Origin of the sequence: Mycobacterium sp. 4858, from assembly GCF_900240975.1 — a bacterium.
Lineage (GTDB): Bacteria > Actinomycetota > Actinomycetes > Mycobacteriales > Mycobacteriaceae > Mycobacterium.
This window is the reverse complement of the sequence record NZ_LT968776.1, coordinates 168,025-191,403: the sequence shown is the minus strand read 5'-3', so window position 1 is coordinate 191,403 and position 23,379 is coordinate 168,025. Positions and strand designations below refer to the sequence as shown.

Here is a 23,379-nt window from a genome sequence, read left to right as displayed (position 1 = left end):
CGTACACAAAGGGCAATCGCCCAGCCCCGACGGGGCTGGGCGATTGCTTTCTGGCGCTTTACAGCAGTCCGAGCAGCTGCAGGTCGGTGACGTACTTGACGATGACCGGCGCCGAGACATGGGGGATGTCTTTGTCGGGGCCGATCTTCGCCTCCTGCACCGCGGCGCGGAAGCGGTCGGTCGGTGCCATCGACCCGTTGATCGGCTTCTCGGGCTTCTGGTAGTTGTGCAGCAGCGGCAGCAGCGAGTACTGGCGTTGCCGCTCGGGCAGCGTCCGCATCGCCTGTTCGAACCGCCGCAGCCAGTCGCCGTAGTCGGCAATGCGCTGGATCCCGTAGCCGGCGTCGATCAGCCAGTCGACGTACTCGTCGAGACCGATGCCATCGTCGTACGGGTTCATCACGTGGTACGTCTGGAAACCGTCACCTCCGGGGACGTTGTCCAGCACCTGCGTGCCCAGCGTGGAGATCGACGAGGCGACGAACTCCACCGGCAGGCCGTCGTAGTGCGAACGCCGGCGGTTGCCCTCGGCGTCCAGTTCGTAGAACGAGCCGGGCGCGACACCGGTGGCGACCAGGCTCAGCATCAGCCGGGTGAACATGTCCGGCAGGTTGAGCTGTCCCGCATAGGTGGTGTCGGCCAGGATCATGTCGCAGCGGAACACCGCGACGGGCAGGCCGCACAGGTCGTGGGCCTCGCGCAGCAGCACCTCGCCGGCCCACTTGCTGTTGCCGTAGCCGTTGGCGTAGTTGTCGTTGATCGCCCGCGTCGCGCTGATCTGGCGGATGTCGGCGTCCTCGACGAACTGGCCCGGCGTTATCTGGTCGCCGACACCGATCGTCGACACGTAGGTGTAGGGCTTCAGCTTGGTGGTCAGCGCGATCCGAATCAGTTCGGCGGTGCCCAGCGCGTTGGGACCGAACAGCTCGCTGTACGGCAGCACGTGGTTGACCAGCGCGGCCGGGTCGATGATCAGGTCGACGGTGTCCGCGAGCCGCTGCCAGGTGTGGTGGTCGAGGCCCAGGTTGGCCTCGCCCTTGTCGCCGGCGATGACCTCCAGGTGGTCGGCGGCCAGTTCCTGGTAGTGCGCCACGAGCTTCGGGTCGCCCTGGGGAGAGCCGACGCCGAAGGTGTTGTCCAGCCGCGCGCGCGCCTCGTCGTCGGACTTGGCGCGCACCAGGGCGATCACCTTGCCGTCCACCAGGTCCATGCGCTCGAGCCACTCCAGCGCCAGGTAGCGGCCCAGGAAGCCGGTGGCGCCGGTCAGCAGCACCGTGCGCACCTCGGCGGCGGGCTTGGGCAGGCTGGGCGCGGCGGCCAGCGTCTCGGCCTCGAGGAACTTGTCCAGGGTGAGGTCGCCGGCGCGCACTGTGGTGGCATCGCGCCCATGCACGGCGGCGAACGTGGGCCGCTTGGTGCCCTGGCGCTCGCCCTCGATGTAGCGGGCGATGGCCTGCAGGTCGCTGGCCGGGCTGACGATGACGCCCACCGGCACGTCGACGTCGAAGATCTCGCGCAAAAGATTGCCGAATGTCAACGCCGACAACGAGTCTCCGCCGAGATCGGTGAAATGTGCGTCCGGGGTCAGCTCGGTGCCCGCCGTGCCGAGCATGGCCGCGGCGGCCCGGCTCACGGTCGCCAGCACGGGCGCGTCGGCGCCGTTGCGGCGCAATTCGGCCAGCTCGTTGGCCTGCCCCTCGGCGAGCTCGGCGTAAAGCTGCTCGAGCCGCTCGCCGTAGTGCTGCTTCAGCTTCGGCCACGCCAGCTTGCGGATCCCGGTCAGCAGACCGTTCTCCAGGCTGAACGGTGTGGTCTCGACAATGAAGTCGCGCGGCACCTCGTAGGACTGCAGGCCGGCCTGACGCGCGACGTTCTGCAGCGAGTCGGCGATCTTCCCCTTGAGCGTGTCCAGGTCCCAGCGGGCCAGGGCCTCTTCGGTCGGCACGACGACGGCCAGCAGATAGGGCTGCGCGCTGTTGCCGTAGACGTAGATCTGGCGCACCAGCGGGCTGTTGCCGAACTCGGCCTCCAGCTTGGCCAGGGTCACGAATTCGCCCTGCGCCAGCTTCAGCACGTTGTTGCGGCGGTCGACGTACACCAGCTTGTCGGGTGCGACCTCGGCGAACACGTCGCCGGTCCGGTAGTAGCCGTCCTCGTCGAACACGTTGGCGGTGGTCTCGGCCCGCTTGTAGTAGCCGGGGAACATGTTCTCGGTCCGCAGCAACAGCTCACCGCGCGGGTAGGGCCGGTCGGTGCTGAAGTAACCCAGGTCGGGCACGTCGACGAGCTTGTAGTCGATCACCGGCGGCCGCTGGATCTCGCCGTCGAACAGCACCATCCCGGCCTCGGTCGAGCCGTAGCCGTCCCTCAGGTGCATCTCGAGCAGTGACTCGACCCAGGTGCGCAACTCCGGGGAGGTGGGCGCCGAGCCCGTCATCGCGAAGATGAACCGCCCGCCCAGCAGGTACTGCCGCTGCTCAGCGAGCACCTCCGCTGCGACCGCCTGGCGGTCGGCGCCTTCCGACAGCCGCCGCTCGACCTGGCGCTGGAACTCGCCGAACAGGGTCTCCCAGATGCGCGGCACGAAGTTCAGCTCGGTGGGCCGCACCAGCTCGAGGTCTTCCAGCAGCGTCGAGAGGTCGCTCTTGGCCGCGAAGTAGGCGGTGCCGCCGTTGCCGAGCGTGCCGTAGAGGATGCCGCGTCCCATGACGTGGCTCATCGGCATGAAGTTGAGGGTGATCGACGCGGCGCTCTCCCCGAACCAGTTCCTGCTGCCCCGGCGCCAGATCTTGGCGACGTTGCTCTGGGGGTACATCGCGCCCTTGGGCGCGCCGGTGCTGCCGGAGGTGTAGATGAGCAGGGCCAGCGGGTCGGGCTCCTCGCTGGTCGGCAGCGGCGCGTCCGGCAGCGCCTTGCCGCGCTCGAGGACCTCGGTCAGCGTCTCCACCACCACGCCGGCATCCGCCAGTCCCGCGCGTGCGGTTTCCAGCGCCTCGCGCTCGTCGTCGACCTCGGGGTGGTAGTCGAACACCACCAGCTTCGCGGGCCGGTGACCGCTGAGGATCAGCTCGACCGCATCGGGCAGCTGGTTGGCGCTGGCCGCGATGACGGTGGGCTCGGTCTCGGTCACGATCGGCTGCAGCGAGGTCAGCGACGCGCTGGTCTGCAGCGGGACCGAGATTGCGCTGATCGTCGCCAGCGCCATGTCGATGGTGGCGTAGTCGACGCTGTTGAAGCCCAGCACGCAGACCCGGTCACCGACGTGCACCTCGTCGTTGGCCCAGGCGCGGCCGAGCGCCGCGACCCGCTCGCCAAGCTGACGGTAGGTGATGGTCTCGAAGCGGGGGAGCAGCTCGAGCCTGGTGCGCCCGGTCGCCGGGTCCGCGACGTACTCCGCCGCCCGGTGCGCGAGCGCCGGCCGGTCCGCATATCCCTCCATCACGGTCCGGATGACGTCCGGGAGTCGCATCCCCGGGGTCTCCAAGGCCGCTTCGACGGCCGGGTCCGGGCGCGCGGCGGCGAACTGTGGGTCGTTTGCGGTCAGGTCCTCGATGCGGCGCTCAAGCCGCTCGTCGTGGTTGATTGTCGACATAAACAATTCCCTCGCAATGAAAGATAGTGAGTAGTTTGGCGCCAACGCGCTAACGGATAGAACGTTAGCTAAAGTAATGGTATTCCACCATGACCGTGCCCCGGCCGGTGTTGTGAGATTGCCCACGCCACCCGATCGAATCCCCGGTTCTAGAGGTCGCCGAGCAGCCCGCCCAACACGTCGAGCCCCTCGCTCAGCAGCTCGTCGCTGATCGTCAGCGGCGGCAGGAGCCGGATGATGTTGCCGAACATGCCGCAGGTCAACACGACGACCCCGGCCGCGTGGGCGGCGGTGGACAGTTTCCGAGTGAGCTCGGCATCGGGCTCGGCCGACCCGGACTTCACCAACTCGATGGCGATCATGGCGCCCCGACCGCGCACATCGCCGATGCGGTCATCGCCGGCCTGCAGGCGCAACAGCGGTTCGGTGATCAGCCGTTCCAGCTGTTGGGCACGCTCGATCAGTCCGTCACTTTCGATCGTGTTGATGGTGGCCAGTGCGGCCGCACAAGCGACTGGGTTGCCGCCGAATGTGCCCCCCAAACCGCCGACGTGCGATGCATCCATGATCTGCGCGCGCCCGGTCACCGCCGACAGCGGCAGCCCGTCGGCGATGCCTTTGGCCGTGCAGATCAGGTCGGGTTGGATGCCCTCGTGTTCGCACGCGAACATCGCGCCGGTGCGCGCGAACCCGGTCTGCACCTCGTCGGCGATGAACACCACGTCGTTGTTGCGGCACCAGTCGAGCAGGGCGGGCAGGAATCCCTCGGCGGGCACGATGAACCCGCCCTCGCCGGCGATCGGCTCGATGATCACGGCGGCGAGGCTGTCGGCGCCGACCTGGCTCTCGATCACGTCGATCGCCCGGGCGGCGGCCTTCTCGCCGTCGGTCGCCAGCTCCTTGTCGAGCAGCCCGTCCCGGTAGGGGTAGGACACGGGGGCGCGATAGACCTCCGGCGCGAACGGGCCGAAGCCGCTCTTGTACGGCTTGGACTTGGCGGTCAGCGCCATCGCCAGGTTGGTGCGGCCGTGGTAGGCGTGGTTGAACGCCACGACGGCGGGCTTGCGGGTGTGGGACCGGGCGATCTTGACGGCGTTCTCGACCGCCTCGGCGCCGGAATTGAACAACACCGTGCGCTTCTCGCCGGAGCCCGGCGTGATCCGGTTGAGCTCTTCGGCGACGGCGATGTATTGCTCGTACGGCACGACCATGAAGCACGTGTGGGTGAACTCGGCGACCTGCGCGCGCACCGCCTCCACCACCCGGGGCGAGGAGTTGCCGACGGTCGTCACCGCGATGCCGGAAGCCAGGTCGATGAGCCGGTTGCCGTCGACGTCCTCGATGATGCCGCCGAACGCGCGCGCGACGAACACCGGCAGCGAGACGTTGACCCCGTGCGACACCGCCGCCGCGCGGCGTTTGGTGAGTTCGAGCGAAGCGGGACCGGGGATTTCGGTGACCAGCTGGCGGGTCTGCTCGAGGCCGGCCACGATTTTCTCCTCACCGCGGCGCGCCTGTCACGTCGCGACCCAAGCCTATCCGGCTGGGCTTCGACGGGCCTCCCGTGCACCGCGGGGCTCGGGTGCGACCTGCGGCAATGGCACACTGGCCGTAACGAGGTGCGCGGCCCGCGGGTCGTCCCGGCACCAAATGCCCTTCGATGCCACTACGAAAAGACAGGCCCGTTCATGGAGAGTTTGATCCTGTTCCTGCCCTTCCTGCTGATCATGGGCGGGTTCATGTACTTCGCGTCGCGACGCCAGAAGCGCGCGATGCAGGCGACCATCGACCTGCACGAGTCGTTGCGGCCGGGCGATCGCGTGCACACGACGTCGGGCTTGGAGGCGACGGTCGTCGCGATCACCGACGACACCGTCGACCTGGAGATCGCGCCCGGTGTGGTGACGACGTGGATGAAGCTGGCCATCCGTGATCGGATCCTGCCCGATGACGACGAAGACCTGGCCGGCGCCGACGACTCCGACGACCTGGCGGAATTCGACGAGGGCCACCTGCCCAGGGAATCCTGACGCGAATCCCGGTCCGACGCCGCGGCGCCGGACCGCTTGCGCGACGGGCGCGTGCACGACACTAGGCTCAGTCCGGGGTAAGAACCGATACTCGAGGAGATAGAAGGAACGTGGCATCGTCTTCGGCGCCGGTGCACCCTGCCCGCTACCTGTCGGTCTTCTTGTTGCTGCTTGTCGGCGTGTATCTGCTGGTCTTCCTGACCGGGGACAAGCGCGCCGCCCCCAAGCTCGGCATCGACCTGCAGGGTGGCACCCGCGTCACGCTGACCGCACGCACGCCGGACGGGTCGCGCCCGAGCCGCGACGCGCTGGCCCAGGCGCAGCAGATCATCAGCGCGCGGGTCAACGGGCTGGGCGTCTCGGGCTCGGAGGTCGTGGTCGACGGCGACAACCTGGTCATCACCGTGCCGGGAAACGACGGCAACGAGGCCCGCAACCTGGGGCAGACCGCCCGGCTGTACATCCGCCCGGTGCTCAACTCGATGCCGGCGCAGGCGGTCCAGCCCAAGCCCGCCCCGAAAGCGCCCCCGCCCGGCCAGGCGCCGCCGCCGGGCCAGCCGGCGCCGGGGGGACGTCCGCCGGCCGGCAACGCCCCGCCGGCGGACGTCCCCCCGGCTGACCAGCCCGCACCGCCGGACCCGCGCAAGGAACTCGCCGAGCGCATCGCCGACGAGAAGAAGTGGCGCCAGAGCACCCGCCAGGGCGTTCAGTTCCTCGCGCTGCAGTTCCAGGCCACCCGCTGCGACAAAGAGGACATCCTCGCCGGCAACGACGACCCGAACCTGCCGCTGGTGACGTGTTCGACCGACCACAAGGTGGCCTACCTGCTGGCGCCGTCGATCATCAGCGGCGACCAGATCCAGGACGCCACCTCGGGCATGAACCAGCGCGGCATCGGCTATGTGGTGGACGTGCAGTTCAAGCCCGCGGCGGCCAACACCTGGGCGGACTTCACCGCCGCGCACATCGGCACCCAGACCGCCTTCACGCTGGACTCCCAGGTGGTCAGCGCCCCGATGATCCAGGAGGCCATCCCCGGCGGCCGGACCCAGATCACCGGCGGTGATCCGCCCTTCACCGCCGCGACCGCCAAGCAGCTCGCCAACGTCTTGAAATACGGCTCCTTGCCCCTGTCCTTCGAGGCCTCGGAGGCCCAAACCGTCTCGGCCACACTGGGATTGACCTCGCTGCGGGCGGGGCTGATCGCGGGTGCGATCGGCCTGGTGCTGGTGTTGCTGTATTCGTTGCTCTATTACCGGGTGCTGGGCCTGCTCACGGCGCTGTCCCTGACCGCTTCGGGCGCAATGATTTTCGCGATCTTGGTGATCCTCGGGCGGCAGATCAACTACACATTGGACCTCGCGGGTATCGCGGGTCTGATCATCGGTATCGGCACCACGGCGGACTCGTTCGTGGTGTTCTTCGAACGAATCAAAGACGAGATCCGGGAAGGCCGATCGTTTAGATCGGCGGTGCCGCGAGGCTGGGTGCGGGCCCGCAAGACCATCGTGTCGGGCAACGCCGTCACCTTCCTGGCCGCCGCCGTGCTGTACGCCCTGGCGATCGGCCAGGTGCGGGGATTCGCCTTCACGTTGGGTCTCACCACGATCCTCGACGTCGTGGTCGTGTTCCTGGTGACCTGGCCGCTCGTCTACCTGGCGTCCAAGTCGCCGACGTTGGCGAAACCCGCGTACAACGGCCTCGGCGCGATTCAGCAGGTGGCCCGCGAGCACCGGGCCGCGGCGCATGTCAAGACGGGACGGGGAGCGTGATGGCCTCCAAGGGCGAGGGTCAGACCGACGCGACGGAAGCGACCGAGATCACCGAAGCCGGCGCGGTGGAGCCGGCCTCCGACACCGCCATCGCGCAACCGCGGCACAGCTTCCTCGCGCGGCTCTACACCGGCACCGGCGCGTTCGAGGTGATCGGCCGGCGCCGCCTCTGGTACGGGATCAGCGGGGCGATCGTCGCCGTCGCCCTGGTCAGCATCGTGTTGCGGGGCTTCACGTTCGGGATCGACTTCAACGGCGGCACCACGGTGTCGATGCCCACGGCCGGCTCGTCCGGCACCGTCACCACCGCCGCCGTGTCCGACGTCTTCCGGAAGACCATCGGGCGTGACCCGGAGTCCGCGGTGATCGTCGGCAACGGCGCCTCGGCCACGGTGCAGATCCGCTCCGAAACCCTGTCCAACGACCAGACGTCCAAGCTGCGCAACGCCCTTTTCGATGCCTTCCAGCCGAAGGGCGCCGACGGCAAGCCCAGTAAGCAGGCCATCAGCGACGCGGCGGTGTCGGAGACGTGGGGCGACCAGATCACCAATAAGGCGCTGATCGCGTTGGTGGTGTTCCTGGCGTTGGTCAGCCTGTACATCACGGTGCGGTACGAGCGGTACATGGCCATCTCCGCGCTGACGACCATGGTCTTCGACCTGACCGTGACCGCGGGGGTCTACTCGCTGGTCGGTTTCGAAGTCACCCCGGCCACCGTCATCGGTCTGCTGACCATCCTCGGTTTCTCCCTGTACGACACCGTCATCGTGTTCGACAAGGTCGAGGAGAACACGCACGGCTTCCAGCACACCACCCGGCGCACCTTCGCCGAGCAGGCCAACCTGGCGATCAACCAGACGTTCATGCGCTCGATCAACACCAGCCTGATCGGGGTGCTGCCGGTGCTGGCGCTGATGGTCGTGGCGGTGTGGTTGCTGGGCGTCGGCACGCTGAAGGACCTGGCGCTGGTGCAGCTGGTCGGCATCCTGGTCGGCACCTACTCGTCGATCTTCTTCGCCACTCCGCTGCTGGTCACGCTGCGCGAGCGGACCGAGCTGGTGCGGACGCACACGCGTCGCGTCACGCGGCGCCGCAAGGCCGGGCCCGAGCCCGCCGAGGAGGCGAAGCCCGCCGGCGACGAGTCGTCGTCGCCGCCGGCCGCGACGGTCTCCGCCCCCTCCGACAAGCCCAACAAACCGGCACCGGGTGCGCGTCCGGTGCGCCCGACCGGAACCCGGCGTCCGAGCGGCAAGCGAAACGCCGGCCGGCGGTAGTCGCCATGGCCACCAGGTATCGCCTCGCTGGAGGCGCTATCGGATTGGCCGCAATGCTCGTGGCTGCCGTCACGCTGGTCGCATGCTCCGGCAGCGCCGCCTCCCAGATCGACTACGTGGTCGACGGCCCGCTGGTCACCTACAACACCAACACCGTCGTCGGCGCCGCGTCGGCCGGGGCGCAGGCGTTCGCCCGCACCCTCGTCGGCTTCAGCTACCACGGCCCGGACGGGCAGACCGTCGCCGACCGTGACTTCGGCACCGTGTCGGTGGTGAGCGGTTCACCGCTGGTGCTCGACTATCAGATCGCCGACAACGCCGTCTATTCCGACGGCAAGCCGGCGACCTGCGACGACCTGGTGCTGGCATGGGCGGCCCAGTCCGGCCGGTACCCCGAATTCAATGCGGCAACCCAGGCCGGTTACGTCGACATCGCCAACGTCGAATGCATGCCGGGGCAGAAGAAGGCCCGGGTGTCGTTCATTCCCGATCGCGGAATCGTCGACTACAACCAGCTGTTCACCGCCACGTCGCTGATGCCGTCGCACGTCATCGCCGACCAACTCCACATCGACGTGACCGCCGCCCTGCTGAGCAACAACGCCCCGCTCGTGCAGCAGATCGCCCGGCTGTGGAACACCATCTGGGACCTCAAGCCCGGACTGGACCTGAAGAACTTCCCGTCGTCGGGGCCGTACAGGATCGAGCGCATCCTCGACGGCGGCGCGGTGGTGCTCGTCGCCAACGACCGATGGTGGGGCCCCAGGGCGGTCACCAAGCGGATCACCGTCTGGCCGCAGGGACCGGACATCCAGGACCGGGTCAACAACCGCAGCGTCGACGTGGTCGACGTGGCGGCGGGATCGTCGGGAACGCTGACCACACCGGACAACTACGACCGCGCCGATTCGCCCTCAGCCGGCATCGAGCAGCTGATCTTCGCGCCGCAGGGGCCGCTCTCGCAGCCCAAGGCCCGGCGCGCGCTGGCGCTGTGCACGCCGCGCGACACGCTTGCCCGCGATGCCGGGGTGCCGATCGCCAATTCCCGCCTGAACCCGGCCGCCGACGACCCGGCGACGGCCGGTGACGGTGCCGCCGAGGCCGCCCAGTTCGGCAAAGCGGACCCGGGCGCCGCCCGCGACGCGCTCGGTGGCGCGCCGTTGACGGTGCGCATCGGCTACCACGGGCCCAACGCGCGGCTTGCGGTCAACGTCGGGGTGATCACCAAATCCTGCGCCGCGGCCGGCATCACCGTCGCCAACGTCTCCCTCGACACGTCGGGTCCCCAAGCGCTTCGGGACGGCAAGATCGACGTTCTCTTGGCCAGCACCGGCGGGGCCACCGGCAGCGGGTCGACGGGGTCGTCGGCCATGGATGCCTACGACCTGCACAGCGGCAACGGCAACAACCTGTCGGGTTACGCGAACCCGCAGGTCGACAGTGCGATCGGGGCGCTGGCGGTCTCGGCCGACCCCGCCGAGCGGGTCGGGCTGCTGGGCGAGGCGGCGCCGATACTGTGGGGTGACATGCCGACCTTGCCCCTCTACCGGCAGCAACGCACTCTGTTGATGTCGAAGAAGATGTACGCCGTGAGCAAGAATCCGACGCGCTGGGGCGCGGGCTGGAACATGGACCGATGGGCCCTCGTTCAATGAGGCTCCCGTGACGAGTGTCGGCGGGAGCGCGCCGGTGGCCGGCGTGATCGCCTCGCTGCTGCGCGAGGTGTCGGACTTTCCCAAGCCGGGGGTCCAGTTCAAGGACCTCACCCCCGTGTTCGCCGACCCGCGAGGCTTGACGGCGGTCACCGACGCGCTGGCCGAGATCGCCTCCGGGGCCGACCTGGTGGCCGGAATCGACTCGCGCGGGTTCCTGGCCGCGGCAGCGGTCGCTGACCGGCTGCGCACCGGGGTGCTGGCGATCCGCAAGGGCGGAAAGCTGCCGCCGCCGGTGCACGCCGAGCACTACGACCTGGAGTACGGCAGCGCCACGCTGGAAATCCCCGCCGACGGCATCGACCTGCGCGGCCGCCACGTCGTGATCATCGACGACGTGCTGGCCACCGGGGGCACCCTCGCCGCGGCCGCCCGGTTGCTCGAGCGCACCGGCGCCACCGTGATCGCAGCAGCCGTGATCCTGGAGCTGACCGCGCTCGGGGGGCGTCAGGCCGTGGCGGAGTTGCCGGTGCACAGCCTCAGTCGCGTCTAGCCCGGCCCGCTGCACGATATCCTCGAGGTCGGAGGTGACCAACGTGGCGGACGACAAGAGCGCGGCGCAGGCGCTTGACGCGCCCACCGACGTCGGCGACGCCCTGTTGGTCGGTGAGCCGACCACGGCGCAGGCCGCCGAGCCCCTGGAGCCGCCGACCGAGACGCTGAAGGCCCCGAGCAGCGCGTCGCGGCGGGTCCGTGCCAGGCTGGCGCGGCGGATGACCGCCCAGCGCAACGCGGTCAACCCGGTGCTGGAGCCGCTCGTCGCGGTGCACCGGGAGGTCTATCCGAAGGCCAACCTCTCGCTGCTGCAGCGCGCCTTCGAGGTTGCCGACCAGCGGCACGCCACGCAGTTGCGCCACTCCGGCGATCCCTACATCACCCACCCGTTGGCCGTCGCGAACATCCTGGCCGAATTGGGCATGGACACCACCACTTTGGTGGCCGCGCTGTTGCACGACACCATCGAGGACACCGGCTACACGCTCGAGCAGATGTCCGAAGAATTCGGCGACGAGGTGGCCCACCTCGTCGACGGCGTGACCAAGCTGGACCGGGTGGTGCTGGGCAGCGCCGCCGAAGGCGAGACCATCCGCAAGATGATCACCGCCATGGCCCGCGACCCCCGGGTGCTGGTGATCAAGGTCGCCGACCGGCTGCACAACATGCGCACCATGCGCTTCCTGCCGCCGGAGAAGCAGGCCCGCAAGGCCCGCGAGACGCTGGAAGTCATTGCGCCCCTTGCGCATCGTCTCGGCATGGCAAGCGTCAAGTGGGAGCTGGAAGACCTGTCCTTCGCGATCCTGCATCCCAAGAAGTACGACGAGATCGTCCGGCTGGTCGCCGGCCGCGCGCCGTCCCGGGACACCTATCTGGCCAAGGTGCGCGCCGAGATCACCAACACCCTGAACGCCTCGAAGATCAAGGCGACGGTGGAGGGACGCCCGAAGCACTACTGGTCGATCTACCAGAAGATGATCGTCAAGGGACGCGACTTCGACGACATCCACGACCTGGTGGGCATCCGGATCCTGTGCGACGAGATCCGGGACTGCTATGCCGCTGTCGGCGTGGTGCATTCGCTGTGGCAGCCGATGGCGGGGCGGTTCAAGGACTACATCGCCCAGCCCCGTTACGGCGTCTACCAGTCGCTGCACACCACGGTCGTCGGGCCGGAGGGCAAGCCGCTGGAGGTGCAGATCCGCACCCGCGATATGCACCGCACCGCCGAGTACGGCATCGCCGCGCACTGGCGGTACAAGGAGGCCAAGGGGCGCAACGGTCTTCCGCATCCGCACGCCGCCGCCGAGATCGACGACATGGCGTGGATGCGGCAACTGCTCGACTGGCAGCGGGAGGCCGCCGACCCCGGCGAGTTCCTGGAGTCGCTGCGTTACGACCTTGCGGTACAAGAGATCTTCGTGTTCACGCCCAAGGGTGACGTCATCACGCTGCCGAACGGCTCGACGCCGGTGGACTTCGCCTACGCCGTACACACCGAGGTCGGCCACCGGTGCATCGGCGCCAGGGTCAACGGCCGGTTGGTGGCGCTGGAGCGGAAGCTGGAAAACGGCGAAGTCGTCGAGGTTTTCACGTCGAAGGCGCCCAACGCCGGCCCATCACGCGACTGGCAGCAGTTCGTGGTGTCGCCGCGGGCGAAGGCCAAGATCCGGCAGTGGTTCGCCAAGGAGCGCCGCGAGGAGGCGCTGGAGGCGGGCAAGGAGGCGATGGCCCGCGAGGTGCGCCGCGGCGGACTTCCCTTGCAGCGCTTGGTCAATGGCGAATCCATGGCCGCGGTGGCCCGTGAACTGCACTACGCGGACGTGTCCGCGCTCTACACCGCGATCGGCGAGGGGCACGTGTCGGCGCGCCACGTCGTGCAGCGGCTGCTCGCCGAGCTCGGCGGGATCGACCAGGCCGAGGAGGATCTCGCCGAACGGTCGACGCCGACGACCATGCTGCGGCGCCCGCGCAGCAGCGACGACGTCGGGGTCTCGGTGCCCGGCGCCCCGGGCGTGCTGTCCAAGCTGGCCAAGTGCTGCACGCCGGTGCCGGGCGACGCGATCATGGGCTTCGTCACCCGCGGCGGGGGAGTGAGCGTGCACCGCACCGACTGCACCAACGCCGCGTCGTTGCAGCAGCAGTCCGAGCGCATCATCGAGGTGCACTGGGCGCCGTCGCCGTCGTCGGTGTTCCTGGTGGCCATCCAGGTCGAGGCGCTCGACCGGCACCGCTTGCTCTCCGACGTCACGCGGGTGCTGGCCGACGAGAAGGTCAACATCCTGTCGGCGTCGGTCACCACCTCCAATGACCGGGTGGCGATCAGCCGGTTCACCTTCGAGATGGGTGACCCCAAGCACCTCGGGCACCTGCTCAACGTGGTGCGCAACGTCGAAGGCGTGTTCGACGTCTACCGCGTGACCTCCGCCGCCTGAGGCGGCCTGACGGCCCCGCCGGCGACTCCGCTAGCCGATGCGCACAGAGTTGATGGTGACCGGATTGGTGGGCGCCCCGCTCTGCCGGTTGCCCGCGATGCCCGCCTGGGTGATCTTGTCGAGGACCGCCAGGCCCGCCTCGGTGATGGTGCCGAACACCGTGCTCTGCGGAGCCAGCTCCGAGTCCCGGAAAACCAGGGAGAATTGGCTGCCGTTGGTGTTGGGTCCGTCGGTGGCCATGATCACGGTGCCGCGCGGGTACATCACGGTCGCCCGCAGGGCGGGATCCCCGGCGGGGTACTGGTCGGTGGGGTATTCGTCGGCGAATTGATAGCCGGGGCCGCCGGAGCCGTCGGACTCCGGCCCGCCGCACAGCAGCGATCCCCCGTCGGTGGAGTCGATCAGCCGCGCGCACTGCGTGTTGTCGAAGAATTGCTGCTTGGCCAGGCTGACGAAGCTGTTGACCGTGCACGGGGATTCGTAGTTGCTCAGCTGGATGCCGATGTCACCGAAGTTCGTGGAAAGGGTGGCCGGGATCTGCGGAGGGTCGGTGGAGACCCGGCCGGCCGGCGGCGGGTTGACGGGCTTGACGACGGCGTCCGGCGCGCTCGGATACTGGCAGTTGGCGCCCAGGTCGGCCGACGGCCTGGGCGCCAACTGCCAGTACCCGGCGTCACCGCAACCGGCCGCCAAGCAGGTCAAGCCGCCGCGCACCGGCAAGGTGCCGACCGACCCGGCCCAGGTGAGCGCCAGCATGGTGACCAATCAGGGCCGCATCGGACTGATGCTCGCGAACAACGAATCACCTTGCACGGTAAACAGTTTCGCGAGCCTGATCGGCCAGAAGTACTTCGACAACACCAAGTGCCACCGGCTTACCACTTCGCCGGATCTGGGCGTCCTGCAATGCGGCGACCCCAAGGGCGACGGCACCGGCGGTCCGGGCTACCAATTCGCCAACGAATACCCGACCGACCAGTACCCGCCGAACGACCCGAATGCGCAGCAGCCCGTGCTCTACCCGCGCGGCACGCTGGCGATGGCCAACGCCGGCCCCGGCACCAACGGCAGCCAGTTCTTCATGGTGTACAAGGACTCCCAGCTACCGCCCCAATACACCGTGTTCGGCACCATCCAGCCCGACGGGCTGGCCACGCTGGACAAGATCGCCAAGGCCGGCGTCGCCGGCGGCGGTGAGGACGGCGCACCGGCCTCCGACGTCACCATCACGTCGCTGCTCCTGGACTAGCAGCCAAACACCGCAACGCCGACGCTGATTCGCGCGACCTGCGGGCGGTCCACCGCTTAAGGTCGTCGGGTGGGGTCAGAGTCTTTCGGGCATTACCAATTGCTGGACGTCCTGGGGCGCGGCGGCATGGGGCAGGTCTATCGCGCCTACGACGCCGCCACCGATCGGGTCGTGGCCCTGAAGGTGCTGCCCCCGAACCTGGCCGAGGATCAGGAGTTTCAGCAACGATTCCGCCGCGAGGCGCGCATCGCGGCGAGCCTCAACGACCCGCACGTAGTGCCCATCCACGGCTACGGCGAGATCGACGGTCGGCTCTATGTCGACATGCGGCTGATCGAGGGCCGCGACTTGCTGCAGTACATCGACGAAAACGGAGGACGGCTCAGTCCCGAGCGCGCGGTCGCCGTGATCGAACAGGTTGCCGCGGCCCTCGATAGCGCCCACCAGGTCGGTCTGGTCCACCGCGACATCAAGCCGAAGAACATCTTGGTCACCAACGCGCGCGACTTCGTCTACCTGATCGACTTCGGCATCGCCCGCACCGTGGCCGACACCGCGCTCACGCAGACGGGACACACGATGGGGACCGTCGCCTACATGGCACCCGAACGGTTCAGGGGCACAACGGATCACCGCGCCGACGTCTATTCGTTGGCCTGCGTGCTGCACGAATGCCTCACCGGCAAGCGTCCCTACGCCGGCGACAGCCTCGAGGAACAACTCCACGCGCACCTGAACGTCCCCCCGCCGCGACCGTCGACCACGTCAGCCGGCGTGCCACCGGCCCTCGACGCGGTGGTCGCCCGTGGAATGGCCAAAGACCCCGAACACCGCTACCAGTCGGCGATGGAACTCGCCGAGGCCGCCAGAGCGGCTCTGGCCGGTGCGCCCGGCGGCGGGGGGCTCGACGTCATGGGCGCACCGGCCAGAGCCGCTCTGGCGGCCTCGGCGAGTTCCATCGCCGACTGGTAGCGGTGTTCGGGGTCTTTGGCCATTCCACGGGCGACCACCGCGTCGAGGGCCGGTGGCACGCCGGCTGACGTGGTCGACGGTCGCGGCGGGGGGACGTTCAGGTGCGCGTGGAGTTGTTCCTCGAGGCTGTCGCCGGCGTAGGGACGCTTGCCGGTGAGGCATTCGTGCAGCACGCAGGCCAACGAATAGACGTCGGCGCGGTGATCCGTTGTGCCCCTGAACCGTTCGGGTGCCATGTAGGCGACGGTCCCCATCGTGTGTCCCGTCTGCGTGAGCGCGGTGTCGGCCACGGTGCGGGCGATGCCGAAGTCGATCAGGTAGACGAAGTCGCGCGCGTTGGTGACCAAGATGTTCTTCGGCTTGATGTCGCGGTGGACCAGACCGACCTGGTGGGCGCTATCGAGGGCCGCGGCAACCTGTTCGATCACGGCGACCGCGCGCTCGGGACTGAGCCGTCCTCCGTTTTCGTCGATGTACTGCAGCAAGTCGCGGCCCTCGATCAGCCGCATGTCGACATAGAGCCGACCGTCGATCTCGCCGTAGCCGTGGATGGGCACTACGTGCGGGTCGTTGAGGCTCGCCGCGATGCGCGCCTCGCGGCGGAATCGTTGCTGAAACTCCTGATCCTCGGCCAGGTTCGGGGGCAGCACCTTCAGGGCCACGACCCGATCGGTGGCGGCGTCGTAGGCGCGATAGACCTGCCCCATGCCGCCGCGCCCCAGGACGTCCAGCAATTGGTAATGCCCGAAAGACTCTGACCCCACCCGACGACCTTAAGCGGTGGACCGCCCGCAGGTCGCGCGAATCAGCGTCGGCGTTGCGGTGTTTGGCTGCTAGTCCAGGAGCAGCGACGTGATGGTGACGTCGGAGGCCGGTGCGCCGTCCTCACCGCCGCCGGCGACGCCGGCCTTGGCGATCTTGTCCAGCGTGGCCAGCCCGTCGGGCTGGATGGTGCCGAACACGGTGTATTGGGGCGGTAGCTGGGAGTCCTTGTACACCATGAAGAACTGGCTGCCGTTGGTGCCGGGGCCGGCGTTGGCCATCGCCAGCGTGCCGCGCGGGTAGAGCACGGGCTGCTGCGCATTCGGGTCGTTCGGCGGGTACTGGTCGGTCGGGTATTCGTTGGCGAATTGGTAGCCCGGACCGCCGGTGCCGTCGCCCTTGGGGTCGCCGCATTGCAGGACGCCCAGATCCGGCGAAGTGGTAAGCCGGTGGCACTTGGTGTTGTCGAAGTACTTCTGGCCGATCAGGCTCGCGAAACTGTTTACCGTGCAAGGTGATTCGTTGTTCGCGAGCATCAGTCCGATGCGGCCCTGATTGGTCACCATGCTGGCGCTCACCTGGGCCGGGTCGGTCGGCACCTTGCCGGTGCGCGGCGGCTTGACCTGCTTGGCGGCCGGTTGCGGTGACGCCGGGTACTGGCAGTTGGCGCCCAGGTCGGCCGACGGCCTGAACGCCGGCAGCGGTGGAACGGGCGGCGTCGGTCCGGCGGGCGTCGTCGACTCCGGGGAGCTGGTGGGGGCGGAGGAGGTGGTGCTCGAGGCGGTGTTGCTCTTGTGCTCGTGTTTGGTGTTGATGACCGTGAGCACCACGGCGACGACCACCGCCACGGCCGCGAGCGAGCCGGCGGCGATCAACACGATCCGGCGCCGCTTGGCTTGCCTGGCGCGGCGCTCCAGTTGGCGCTCCAGCTTGCGCTTGGCGTTGGCACGTCGCTGTTCATTGGTGGGCACGGCCGTATGCCTCCATGGTTGGTCGGTCTTGGGGCCCGCAAAGGCGTCGGTGGCCAGCTCAGGCTAATGTGGGCGCCGCGACCGGTGTCAAGTGGGGCCCGTGGGAAACTGGGAACCGTGTTGATCACCGGATTCCCCGCCGGCATGTTGCAGTGCAACTGCTACGTGCTGGCCGAGCGGCCCGGGACGGACGCCGTCATCGTGGATCCGGGGCAGCGGGTGATGGGCTGGTTGCGGCGCACCCTCGACGAGAATCGGCTGACCCCGGCCGCGGTGTTGCTCACCCACGGCCACATCGACCACATGTGGTCCGCGCAGAAGGTGTCCGACACGTACGGCTGCCCGACCTACATCCACCCCGAGGACCGGTTCATGCTGAAAGACCCGATCTACGGCCTGGGTCCGCGGGTGGCGCAGCTGGTGGCGGGCGCCTTCTTCCGCGAGCCCAGGCAGGTCGTCGAGCTGGACCGGGACGGCGACAAGCTCGACCTGGGCAGCGTCACGGTCAACGTCGACCACACGCCGGGCCATACGCGCGGGTCGGTGGTCTTCCGGGTGGTCGGGGCGACGAAAGACGGGAAAGACTTAGTGTTCACCGGCGACACCCTGTTCGAGCGCTCGGTGGGCCGCACCGATCTGCACGGCGGGAGCGGCCGTGACCTGTTGACCTCGATCGTGGAAAAACTTCTGGTGCTCGACGACGACACGGTGGTGCTGCCGGGGCATGGCAATGCCACCACCATCGGCGCCGAGCGGCGGTTCAACCCGTTCATCGAAGGCCTGAGCCCGTGACGGAGTTCTCGGCGTTTTCCGCCCCCAAGGGGGTGCCGGACTACGTCCCGCCGGACTCGGCGCAGTTCGTGGCCGTGCGGGACGGGTTGCTGGGCGCCGCCCGACGGGCCGGCTACGGCGACATCGAGTTGCCCATCTTCGAAGACACCGGCCTGTTCTCCCGCGGCGTCGGCGAATCCACCGATGTGGTGTCCAAGGAGATGTACACGTTCGCCGACCGCGGCGACCGTTCGGTCACGTTGCGGCCGGAGGGCACCGCCGGCGTGGTGCGCGCGGTGATCGAGCACGGCCTGGACCGCGGCGCGTTGCCGGTCAAACTCTGTTATGCCGGGCCGTTTTTCCGCTACGAACGTCCGCAGGCCGGCCGCTATCGGCAGCTGCAGCAGGTCGGCGTGGAGGCGATCGGCGTCGACGACCCGGCGCTGGACGCCGAGGTGATCGCCGTCGCCGACGCCGGCTTCCGCTCGCTGGGGCTGGACGGCTTCCGCCTGGAGATCACCTCGCTGGGCGACGACAGCTGCCGGCCGCAATACCGGGAACTGTTGCAGGAGTTCCTGTTCGGGCTCGACCTCGACGCCGAGACCCGCAGGCGCGCCGAGATCAACCCGTTGCGGGTGCTCGACGACAAGAGGCCCGGGGTGCGGGCCATGACGGCTGACGCGCCGGTGCTGCTGGATCACCTCTCCGACGTCGCCAAGCAGCACTTCGACACCGTGCTGGCCCACCTGGACGCGCTCGGGGTGCCCTATGTGATCAACCCGCGCATGGTGCGTGGGCTGGACTACTACACCAAGACCACCTTCGAGTTCGTGCACGACGGGCTGGGCGCCCAATCCGGCATCGGCGGCGGCGGCCGCTACGACGGCCTGATGCACGAACTCGGTGGGCAGGACCTGTCGGGCATCGGGTTCGGGCTCGGCGTGGACCGCACGCTGCTGGCGCTTCGCGCCGAGGGCAAGAGCGTCGGGCAGACGACGCGCTGCGACGTGTTCGGTGTGCCGCTGAGCGAGCAGGCCAAGCTGAGGCTGGCGGTGCTGGTCGCGCAGCTGCGCGCCTCCGGCGTCCGCGTCGACATGGCCTACGGCGACCGCGGCCTCAAGGGGGCGATGCGCGCGGCCGACCGTTCCGGTGCCCGCATCGCGCTGGTCCTGGGGGACCGGGACATCGAGTCCGGCACGGTCGGGGTGAAGGACCTCGCCACCGGGGAGCAGGTGCCCGTGGCCATGGATTCCGTTGTCGGCGAGGTGCTTTCGTCTCTGCACCGCTAACCGCGGCCATCCGCCCGGCGGCTATGCCGCCGGGGTGTTCGCGTCAGTGTGGCTGGTTGGCCACAAAGCACCGCACTCGGGTGGCGGCGTCGTCCGGCTTGACTCCCATATCCACTAATCGCTGGACGATTTGGGCGGAAGGCACACCGCCATTGAAATCCGTCGCTATCACCAGGACGCTGGGAAACCAGTTTTCTGCGGATACTCCGGGCGGCGGGGGCTTCGCGTCGCCTCCGATGCAATGAACGTAGCCATCCACGCCCGTATCGGCGTGGGCTGGCGTTGCCGCCATCGGCACCCCGATGGCCATGCCGACTGCCGTGGCGACATAGATGAACCGCATGCCGCAATATACCCCCGAACCGCCCGGTTCCCGAAGTGGATCGGGGACGGGGACGCGTCAGCTTTTCTTGCTTGGAATGACGATGACGACGATCAACGTGAGGATCGAGAAGAACAGGCCGAGAATTCCCCAGCCCAGCGGATTGCGTCCCTTCATCATTGCGATTAGTGCGCACACAATTGCGGCGATCACGCTGCCGATGGCGACGAAAATCCCCTTGATGCCGCGCAGGATAAAACCCGCCGCGATTGGGTCCGAACTCGCCACAATCACCGAGTGCAACATGTCAGGTCCTTTCTTGAGGGGCCCCGACGTGATACCCACCCGAATGCGCGACAAAACCGCGTCGCGAATTGAGTGCGCGCCGGGAACTACCCGCGTGGATAACCGCGGCGGACCGTGCGGTCGAGAATTCCCAAAGTCGCCCGCAACGCACCCTCGGACAGGATCGGGAAAATTCCGGCTTCTCGCCACTTCGGGTCGATGTTCGACCAGTCGTAGAACGAGGTGACGACCGTTCCCGAGCCGTCTTCGGTCGGCTGGAGCTGATAACCGTAGACGTGGCCGATCGGTGGCTGGATTTGCCCGAGAACCGTCCAGGCGATCAGGCGATCCGGTTCGAATTCGGTGATGTCGACGGTGACGTCGTATTTACCGAATTGCGGAAAGTCGTTCAGTGCCTCGCGGTCCATGTGCACCACGAACCGGTCGCCGACGCCGCTCACCGGATGGCCGTCCGCGTCCTGCAGCATCCCCGACGAGTCGATCGCGACGTGGCCCTGCGGGTCGCAGAGCACGGCGAAGATGTCCGGCGCCCCCGCCGCGATGGTGCGTTGAACCTCGATGCGTTCGGTCATGGTGCCTCGCAGCCGTCGTGATACGACACGGTCGTCGCTCACTCTACGACTCGGCTGTCGCGCGCCGACGCCGATCCGCGCGGAACGCGCGATGGGGTGGGGTTCATCAGCCGTCCGTGCGCGATGACGGATCCGTGCTGCTTGAGTCGCTGGGTGCGGGTGCTGACCTCGTAGGTGAGGACCTCCTCGATGGCTCCGAGGTGGTTGGCAAGGTAGGCATACAGGTCGCGGACGTCACGGCAGATGACCACGGCCATCAGGTTCTTCCTACCGCTGACGGCGGCGGCGAAGGCGACCTGATCGTGCGCGGCGATCTGTTCCCCGACGCGCTGAACGTGTCGGGGCGCGACGGTCAGCCACAGCATGGCGCTGAGGTGGTAACCGAGCCGCTCGGGAAGCACGTCGACGTCGTACAGCAACGCCCCGGCCGCCTCGAGCGCCGCCAGGCGTCTGCGCACTCGCGCCACCGACCATCCCGTGCGTTCGGCCAGCCTCGTGTGGGGGGCGCGGCCGTCGTCGGCCAGCGCGTTGAGCATGGGCCGGTCCTCGGGGGCCGGCGGCGACGGCCGGCCGGTTGTCACCGCCTCGGCACCGTCGAGGATTCGTTCGGCCTGTTCGGCGTTGAGCTTGTGGCCGTAGCCCGTCCATGGCGCGGTCGGGGGTCGCCCGAACGTGTGCAGCACCACCTCGATGTCGATGTCGATGACCGAACTCGTGCGCGGAAGTCGTTGCAGCAGCATGTCTTCGCGGCTCTCGCCGAGCGGTGCCCGGATGGTGCAGACCAGGTCGGTCCAGCCCGACAGGACGTTGGCGTGGGAAACGTCCGGGTTCCGGACCAGTGCGTCGGCCAGCTGGGGTATGCGATCGGGCTTGGCGTGTATCCGGCACACCCACTGCGCCCAATCGCCATTGCCGTCGACCCCGGGATTCACCAGCCCCACGACGCGCACGACTCCGTTTCGGCGCAAACGGTGGTAGCGGCGGGCAACCGTTTGTTCGCTCGCTCCGACAACCTCGGCGATGCGGCGAAAGGACACCCTGGGCGAGATCTGGAGGGCATGGAGAATCTGTCCGTCCAAGGGATCGATCATGAGCAATGTTAGGCAGATACCGACGATAGATGAGGGTTTCTCGACGGTGTGAGCCGAACGTTGGGTGTTTGGTGAGCGGTACTGCCAGCCTTGCACCATGAAGCTGACGGGCAATGTCGTGCTGGTGACCGGGGGAGGCAGTGGGATCGGCCGCGGCCTGGCCGAATCGTTGCACCGCCTGGGCAACCGGATCATCATCGCGGGGCGGCGCCGCGAGGTCCTGCAAGCCGCCGTGGCCGCCAACCCGGGCATGGAACATCTGCAATTCGATCAAAGCGACCCGACCAGCGCCGGCCGGCTGGCCGCGGAGGTGGCTCGTCGCCATCCCGGGCTGAACGTCGTGATCAACAACGCGGGAATCATGCGCACCGAGAACCTGCTGGCGGATGACACCACCGCGGCGGAGGCGATCGTGGCGGTCAACCTGCTCGGGCCTTTAAGACTCACCGCGTCGCTGCTGCCCACCCTGCTCACGCAGCCGGACGCCGCGATCATCAACGTCACCTCCGCCCTTGCGTTCGTACCCAAGGCGGTCGCGCCGACGTATTGCGCGACCAAAGCGGCGCTGCACTCCTACACCGAGTCGCTGCGCCACCAGCTGCGCGACACGGCGGTTCAGGTGATCGAGATCGTCCCGCCCCGGGTGGAGACAGACATTGAGCGTGGTCTTGGACCTGCGCGCCATGTGATGACGCTGGATTCCTTTGTCGCCGAGGTCATTTCGCGGTTGCGATCGGAGCCGGACGCCACCGAGGTGGTGGTCGATGCCGCCCGGCGTGTACGGTTCGCCGCGCGCGACGGCTGCTACGACGAGACCTTCGATGTCATCAATCAGCCGACCGCGCAGTCGAAATAGCGGAGGATCGCCATGCAACTCGGAATCGGATTGCCGAGCCACATCGCCCATGTGCGCGGGTCGTTGACGGTGCCTTGGTCCCGCCGGGCGGAACAACGGGGATTCGCGGGCCTGGCCACCATCGACCGGCTGGTCTACGAGAGCCTCGATTCGATCGTCGCATTGTCCCTCGCCGCAGGCTCGACCAGTGAAATCGGTTTGATCACAAACATTTTGCTGGCACCCCTCTATCCGGCCGCGCTGCTCGCCAAGCAGCTCGCCACCATCGCGGACGTCACCGACAACCGGCTGATGGTGGGTCTGGGTGTGGGTAACCGGACCGACGACTATGTGGCGGCTGGCGTGGACTTCCGTCGGCGGGGGCGCGTTCTGGACGAGACGGTGGGATTGTTGGGCGAGGCGTGGCGCGCCACGCCGGTCACCGGCGACAAGGCGCTGTGCCCGCGCCCGTTGCGCATCCCCATCCTGTTCGGGGGACGGTCGGAGGCGACCATGCGCCGGGTCGTGACGATGGGTGACGGCTGGTCTGCCGGCGCCCTGCGCGACTACGACAATCAGGCGTCATTCGCCGATCGGGCACGCGCGGCGTGGCGGGAGGCGGGCCGGTCCGGGCAGCCGCGGCTGCACGCCAGCGTGAACTTCGCGTTCGGTGGTGAGGAAGCCGTCCGACTCGGCCGGGAGCACCTGCAGCGCTACTACGGATTCAAACCGGACTACGCGGCTCTCAACGTCGCCGACATGCTGACCACCCCGAAGGACGCGGCGGCCACCGTCCGCGCTTACCGCGACCTCGGCTTCGACGAGCTCATCTTCCATCCCTCCGTCGGCGCGCTCGACCAGGTGGATCGCCTTGCCGACGCCGTTCTCTGAACGGGCGCTGCACGAGAGGAGTTTGCGCAGGGCTTGGC

18 protein-coding genes and 3 pseudogenes are annotated in these 23,379 nt (G+C 68.2%); 12 read left to right on the top strand and 9 right to left on the bottom strand.

Annotation, left to right across the window (positions count from 1 at the left end; all coding sequences use genetic code 11):
* Window positions 1–58: 58 nt before the first annotated feature.
* Both car and gabT read right to left on the bottom strand, forming a co-directional pair.
* The gene (gene car, locus C1737_RS09045) at window positions 59–3,592 is read right to left on the bottom strand and encodes a carboxylic acid reductase (RefSeq protein WP_102417922.1); all 3,534 of its coding nucleotides are present in this window, start codon (window positions 3,590–3,592) and stop codon (window positions 59–61) included.
* A 149-nt stretch (window positions 3,593–3,741) separates the two neighbouring features.
* A complete protein-coding gene (gabT, locus tag C1737_RS09040) occupies window positions 3,742–5,082 on the bottom strand; it encodes a 4-aminobutyrate--2-oxoglutarate transaminase (RefSeq protein WP_068097089.1) in 1,341 nt (446 codons plus the stop codon).
* 198 nt (window positions 5,083–5,280) lie between these two features.
* Between gabT and yajC the strand changes: the two genes are divergently transcribed.
* The 6 genes from yajC (at window position 5,281) to C1737_RS09010 (ending at window position 13,310) form a co-directional block, all read left to right on the top strand.
* Window positions 5,281–5,622 carry a preprotein translocase subunit YajC gene (gene yajC, locus C1737_RS09035; protein WP_068097086.1) on the top strand — a complete coding sequence of 114 codons (342 nt, stop codon included), beginning with the start codon at window positions 5,281–5,283 and terminating at the stop codon, window positions 5,620–5,622.
* A 110-nt stretch (window positions 5,623–5,732) separates the two neighbouring features.
* Complete coding sequence (gene secD / locus C1737_RS09030) at window positions 5,733–7,394, top strand: protein translocase subunit SecD (protein ID WP_102417921.1); 1,662 nt, start codon at window positions 5,733–5,735, stop codon at window positions 7,392–7,394.
* Window positions 7,394–8,668 (top strand): protein translocase subunit SecF, encoded by a 1,275-nt coding sequence (secF, locus tag C1737_RS09025; protein WP_068094003.1) that lies wholly within the window; start codon window positions 7,394–7,396, stop codon window positions 8,666–8,668. The genes secD and secF overlap by 1 nt, the downstream gene beginning before the upstream one ends.
* Window positions 8,669–8,673: 5 nt before the next feature.
* Complete coding sequence (locus C1737_RS09020) at window positions 8,674–10,323, top strand: ABC transporter substrate-binding protein (RefSeq protein WP_102417920.1); 1,650 nt, start codon at window positions 8,674–8,676, stop codon at window positions 10,321–10,323.
* Window positions 10,324–10,330: 7 nt separating this feature from the next.
* Complete coding sequence (locus tag C1737_RS09015) at window positions 10,331–10,873, top strand: adenine phosphoribosyltransferase (RefSeq protein WP_067923471.1); 543 nt, start codon at window positions 10,331–10,333, stop codon at window positions 10,871–10,873.
* Between the two features lie 43 nt (window positions 10,874–10,916).
* A complete protein-coding gene (locus C1737_RS09010) occupies window positions 10,917–13,310 on the top strand; it encodes a bifunctional (p)ppGpp synthetase/guanosine-3',5'-bis(diphosphate) 3'-pyrophosphohydrolase (protein ID WP_067923491.1) in 2,394 nt (797 codons plus the stop codon).
* 30 nt (window positions 13,311–13,340) lie between these two features.
* Here the strand turns inward: C1737_RS09010 and C1737_RS09005 are convergent, their stop codons facing one another.
* Entirely contained in the window at window positions 13,341–14,066 is a 726-nt protein-coding gene (locus tag C1737_RS09005) for a peptidylprolyl isomerase (RefSeq protein WP_102419867.1), read from the bottom strand.
* Between C1737_RS09005 and C1737_RS09000 the strand changes: the two are divergent.
* Together C1737_RS09000 and C1737_RS08995 are read left to right on the top strand one after the other, a co-directional pair.
* Window positions 13,957–14,559 (top strand): annotated as a pseudogene (locus C1737_RS09000) (peptidylprolyl isomerase); the annotation flags it as partial. The gene C1737_RS09005 and the pseudogene C1737_RS09000 sit on opposite strands and share 110 nt — an antisense overlap.
* Before the next feature lie 126 nt (window positions 14,560–14,685).
* Window positions 14,686–15,339 (top strand): annotated as a pseudogene (locus tag C1737_RS08995) (serine/threonine-protein kinase); the annotation flags it as partial.
* A gap of 62 nt (window positions 15,340–15,401) precedes the next feature.
* Here C1737_RS08995 and C1737_RS08990 read toward each other — a convergent pair.
* Together C1737_RS08990 and C1737_RS08985 are read right to left on the bottom strand one after the other, a co-directional pair.
* Window positions 15,402–16,238 (bottom strand): annotated as a pseudogene (locus C1737_RS08990) (serine/threonine-protein kinase); the annotation flags it as partial.
* Window positions 16,239–16,364: 126 nt separating this feature from the next.
* Entirely contained in the window at window positions 16,365–17,264 is a 900-nt protein-coding gene (locus C1737_RS08985) for a peptidylprolyl isomerase (protein WP_102417919.1), read from the bottom strand.
* A gap of 117 nt (window positions 17,265–17,381) precedes the next feature.
* On the opposite strand from C1737_RS08985, the gene C1737_RS08980 reads away from it, so the two are divergent.
* Window positions 17,382–18,056: an MBL fold metallo-hydrolase gene (locus tag C1737_RS08980; protein ID WP_067923464.1), complete on the top strand. Its 675-nt coding sequence runs from the start codon at window positions 17,382–17,384 to the stop codon at window positions 18,054–18,056.
* On the top strand, window positions 18,053–19,324 hold the full coding sequence (hisS, locus tag C1737_RS08975; RefSeq protein WP_102417918.1) for a histidine--tRNA ligase: 1,272 nt from the start codon (window positions 18,053–18,055) through the stop codon (window positions 19,322–19,324). Before C1737_RS08980 ends, hisS begins: the two co-directional genes overlap by 4 nt.
* Window positions 19,325–19,367: 43 nt before the next feature.
* On the opposite strand, the gene C1737_RS08970 is transcribed toward hisS, so the two are convergent.
* The 4 genes from C1737_RS08970 to C1737_RS08955 form a co-directional block, all read right to left on the bottom strand.
* Window positions 19,368–19,667, bottom strand: coding sequence for a hypothetical protein (locus tag C1737_RS08970; RefSeq protein WP_068094016.1), 300 nt, complete (start codon window positions 19,665–19,667; stop codon window positions 19,368–19,370).
* A 57-nt stretch (window positions 19,668–19,724) separates the two neighbouring features.
* Window positions 19,725–19,952 carry a deoxyribodipyrimidine photolyase gene (locus C1737_RS08965; protein WP_067923458.1) on the bottom strand — a complete coding sequence of 76 codons (228 nt, stop codon included), beginning with the start codon at window positions 19,950–19,952 and terminating at the stop codon, window positions 19,725–19,727.
* An 86-nt stretch (window positions 19,953–20,038) separates the two neighbouring features.
* Window positions 20,039–20,524 (bottom strand): polyketide cyclase, encoded by a 486-nt coding sequence (locus C1737_RS08960; protein WP_068094019.1) that lies wholly within the window; start codon window positions 20,522–20,524, stop codon window positions 20,039–20,041.
* 38 nt (window positions 20,525–20,562) lie between these two features.
* Window positions 20,563–21,615 (bottom strand): Lrp/AsnC family transcriptional regulator, encoded by a 1,053-nt coding sequence (locus tag C1737_RS08955; protein ID WP_102417917.1) that lies wholly within the window; start codon window positions 21,613–21,615, stop codon window positions 20,563–20,565.
* Between the two features lie 97 nt (window positions 21,616–21,712).
* Here C1737_RS08955 and C1737_RS08950 point away from each other — a divergent pair, with 97 nt between their 5' ends.
* Entirely contained in the window at window positions 21,713–22,471 is a 759-nt protein-coding gene (locus C1737_RS08950) for an SDR family oxidoreductase (protein ID WP_102417916.1), read from the top strand.
* Between the two features lie 12 nt (window positions 22,472–22,483).
* Entirely contained in the window at window positions 22,484–23,341 is an 858-nt protein-coding gene (locus tag C1737_RS08945) for an LLM class flavin-dependent oxidoreductase (protein ID WP_102417915.1), read from the top strand.
* Window positions 23,342–23,379: the final 38 nt, after the last annotated feature.

Excerpts from the sequence above, each read along its gene's own strand:
- car (WP_102417922.1), bottom strand. The coding sequence starts at position 3,592 with ATGTCGACAATCAACCACGACGAGCGGCTTGAGCGCCGCATCGAGGAC.
- yajC (WP_068097086.1), top strand. The coding sequence starts at position 5,281 with ATGGAGAGTTTGATCCTGTTCCTGCCCTTCCTGCTGATCATGGGCGGG.
- secF (WP_068094003.1), top strand. The coding sequence starts at position 7,394 with ATGGCCTCCAAGGGCGAGGGTCAGACCGACGCGACGGAAGCGACCGAG.
- C1737_RS09020 (WP_102417920.1), top strand. The coding sequence starts at position 8,674 with ATGGCCACCAGGTATCGCCTCGCTGGAGGCGCTATCGGATTGGCCGCA.
- C1737_RS09005 (WP_102419867.1), bottom strand. The coding sequence starts at position 14,066 with ATGCTGGCGCTCACCTGGGCCGGGTCGGTCGGCACCTTGCCGGTGCGC.
- C1737_RS08970 (WP_068094016.1), bottom strand. The coding sequence starts at position 19,667 with ATGCGGTTCATCTATGTCGCCACGGCAGTCGGCATGGCCATCGGGGTG.
- C1737_RS08965 (WP_067923458.1), bottom strand. The coding sequence starts at position 19,952 with ATGTTGCACTCGGTGATTGTGGCGAGTTCGGACCCAATCGCGGCGGGT.
- C1737_RS08960 (WP_068094019.1), bottom strand. The coding sequence starts at position 20,524 with ATGACCGAACGCATCGAGGTTCAACGCACCATCGCGGCGGGGGCGCCG.
- C1737_RS08955 (WP_102417917.1), bottom strand. The coding sequence starts at position 21,615 with ATGATCGATCCCTTGGACGGACAGATTCTCCATGCCCTCCAGATCTCG.
- C1737_RS08950 (WP_102417916.1), top strand. The coding sequence starts at position 21,713 with ATGAAGCTGACGGGCAATGTCGTGCTGGTGACCGGGGGAGGCAGTGGG.
- C1737_RS08945 (WP_102417915.1), top strand. The coding sequence starts at position 22,484 with ATGCAACTCGGAATCGGATTGCCGAGCCACATCGCCCATGTGCGCGGG.